The organism is Cellulomonas septica (assembly GCF_012396155.1).
In the GTDB taxonomy this organism is placed as follows: domain Bacteria; phylum Actinomycetota; class Actinomycetes; order Actinomycetales; family Cellulomonadaceae; genus Cellulomonas; species Cellulomonas septica.
In genome coordinates this window covers 1-3419 of the sequence record NZ_JAAXOY010000383.1, presented here as the reverse complement: position 1 = coordinate 3419, position 3419 = coordinate 1, and the positions used below count along the sequence as shown (strand labels likewise).

At 74.6% G+C, this 3419-nt stretch carries 1 protein-coding gene; it reads right to left on the bottom strand.

All coding sequences use genetic code 11. The annotated features are described in order from the left end of the window. A partial coding sequence (hrpA, locus tag HGA02_RS13605; RefSeq protein WP_246247789.1) for an ATP-dependent RNA helicase HrpA occupies positions 1 to 3419 on the bottom strand: 3419 nt, incomplete at both ends.

Sequence of the window (3419 nt, the reverse complement as noted above, 5' to 3'; positions counted from 1 at the left end):
GACCCGGCCGTCCCTCCGGAACCCGACCCACTGCCGCCCGACCCGCCGGACGCCGCGCGCGCCTCCTCCATCGCCGCGCGCACGGCCGTCCGGACGGCCGCGTCGACGGCCTCCTGCGTGCGTGACGCGAGCCGCCGCTGGAGGACCAGCAGGTCCTTGCCCTCGTCGACGACGCCCCCGCGGTCCCCGACGACGCGGAACGTCATGCGCAGGTGCGGCGGCAGCTTGTCGTCGTCGAACGCGTCGTCGGGCACGTCGACGTCGCGCACCGCCCGGACGGCCTGCCGGAACAGCTCGCGGAACGACGGTGCGGCGTCGCCGGCGCGGACGGTGTCCTCCCACGACGCGGTGTGCTCGCGCAGCCACGCCTCGACGGACCGCGCGACGTCGGGCGCGGGCACGAGCTGCACGCGCACGGGCTTGGGCAGCGAGCGGATCGTGGCGGTGACGAGCTCCTCGCGCAGGCCCGGCACCATCCAGTCGAAGCCGTCGGGGGTCAGCCGGGCCAGTGCCGTGATCGGGACGTGCACCGTCACGCCGTCGGCCTCGGTGCCGGGCTGGAACTGGTAGGTCAGCGGCAGGCGCAGGTCGCCCTGCGGCCAGCGCGACGGGAACGCGGACTCGTCGATGGCCTCGGCGTCGTCGGCGACGAGCAGCTCGCGCGTGAAGGTGAGCAGGTCGGGGTCGCGTCGTCGGGCGCCCTTCCACCACTGGTCGAAGTGCCGCGCGGAGACGACGTCGGACGGGACCCGCTCGTCGTAGAAGGCGAACAGGACGTCGTCGTCGACGACCAGGTCCCGGCGACGGGCGCGCGCCTCCAGGCCCTCGGCCTCGGCGAGCAGGCGCCGGTTCTCGTGGAAGAACTGGTGGTGCGTCGTCCACTCGCCCTGCACGAGCGCGTGCCGCACGAACAGCTCGCGCGCGTGCTCGGGGTCGACCTTGGCGTACAGCACGCGGCGCTGCGCGACGATCGGCACCCCGTAGAGCAGGACCTTCTCCGACGCGGTCGCGGCGCCCTGCTTCGACGACCACGCCGGCTCGGAGTACGTGCGCTTGACGAGGTGCGCGCCGACCTCCTCGGCCCACTCGGGCTGGATGCGTGCCGCGTCGCGCGCCCAGAGGCGGGACGTCTCGACGAGCTCGGCGGCCATGACCCACGACGGCGGCCGCTTCGCGAGCCCGGACCCGGGGAAGATCGCGAACCGCGCCCCGCGCGCGCCCAGGTACTCGTTGCGTGCCCGCCGGTCGGGCCGCCGCCCTCGGGCGCCGCCCTGCGCACCGCGGGCGGGTGCGGCGACCTCCGTCGCCTCCTGCATGCCGATGTGCGACAGCAGCCCGGACAGCACGCTCACGTGGATGCGGTCGGCGTCCCACTCGAGCCGCAGCGCGCCGCGGGCGGTGTCGTCGGGACCGCGACCTCCGCCGCCGGCGGAGGCATCGTCACCGGGAGCGGATGTCGCGCCGTCGACCGCGGAGGTCGCCGCCGAATCGGCCGCGATCGGACCGGACGACGAGCCCGGGCGCAGCGGCGACACGTGGATGCCCAGCGGCTTCGCGAGCTCGCGCAGCTGCGTCACGACGTCCTGCCACTCGCGGATGCGCAGGTAGTTGAGGTGCTCCGACCGGCATAGCCGCCGGAACGCGTTGCCCGACAGCGCGCGCTGCTGCTCGCGCAGGTACTGCCAGAGGTTGAGGTACGCGAGCAGGTCGGACGTCGGGTCGGCGAACCGGCCGTGCAGCTGGTCGGCGCGGTCGCGCTCCTCGGCGGGACGCTCGCGCGGGTCCTGGATCGACAGCGCCGCCGCGATCACCATGACCTCGCGCGCGACGCCACGCCGGCCGCCCTCGACGATCATGCGCGCGAGCCGCGGGTCCATCGGCAGCTGCGCGAGCGCCCGGCCCGTGTCGGTGAGCCGCGTGACGCTCGTCGTCCGCCCGGACGCGTCGGTGACCGGGACCGTCTCCAGCGCCCCGAGCTCCGTCAGCAGCTGCACGCCGTCGCGCACGGCCCGCACGTCGGGCGGGTCGACGAACGGGAAGTCGGTCACGTCGTCGGGCGACGCCGCGACGCCGACCGCGATCATCTGCAGGATCACCGAGGCCAGCGACGTGCGCAGGATCTCCGGCTCGGTGTACATCGGTCGCGACGCGAAGTCGTCCGGCGAGTACAGCCGGATCGCGATGCCGTCGGCGACGCGCCCGCACCGCCCGGACCGCTGGTTGGCCGACGCCTGCGAGATCGGCTCGATCGGCAGCCGCTGCACCTTGGTCGCCTTCGACCAGCGCGAGATGCGCGCGGTCCCGGGGTCGACGACGTACCGGACGCCCGGCACGGTCAGCGACGTCTCGGCGACGTTCGTGGAGAGCACGACGCGTCGGGCCGCGTGCTGCTCGAACACCCGGTGCTGCTCGGCGGCCGACAGGCGGCTGTAGAGCGGCAGGAGCTCGACGGCCTGCGGGTGGCGCGGATCCGTGACGCGGGTGCCCAGCGACGTGCGCAGCGCGTCCTCCGCGTCGCGGATCTCCCGCTCGCCCGACAGGAACACGAGGATGTCGCCGGGCCCCTCGGCGGACAGCTCGTCGACCGCCTCGGTGATCGCGGTCATGAGGTCGCGGTCCTCGGTCGCCTTCGCCCGCACGCGGCGTCCGGCGTCCTCCGCGGGTGCCTCGACGTCAGGCGACAGGGGCCGGTACCGGATCTCGACGGGGTACGTGCGGCCGCTGACCTCGACGACCGGCGCGGGCACGCCGTCGGGGTGCTCGGGCGTCGGCGGGCCGGCGAAGTGCTGCGCGAACCGCGCGGAGTCGATCGTCGCCGACGTGATGACGACCTTGAGGTCCGGCCGCTGCGGCAGCAGCCGCGTCAGGTAGCCGAGGATGAAGTCGATGTTGAGCGAGCGCTCGTGCGCCTCGTCGATGATGAGCGTGTCGTACGCCCACAGCATCGGGTCGCGCTGGAACTGCGCGAGCAGGATGCCGTCCGTCATGACCTTGACGAGCGTCTCCTCGGACGACGTGTCCGTGAACCGCACCTGGTACCCGACGAGCTCCCCGAGCGGCGTGCCGACCTCCTCGGCGATCCGCTCCGCGACCGACCGGGCCGCGATCCGGCGAGGCTGCGTGTGGCCGATCTGGCCGGCCCGCCCGCGGCCCAGGTCGAGCGCGATCTTCGGCAGCTGCGTCGTCTTGCCCGACCCCGTCTCGCCCGCGACGACGACGACCTGGTGGTCGCGGATCGCCGCGGCGATCTCGTCGCGCCGCGCGCTGACCGGCAGGGCCTCCGGGTAGACGATCGGCGGGACGACGACCTGCTCGCGGACAGCCGCAGCACGGGCCCGACGGGCCTGCGCGCGCTCGTCGTCACGTCGCCGGTCGTGCTGGTGGCCGCCGCCGCGCGCACGCTGGCCGGGCTGCCGACC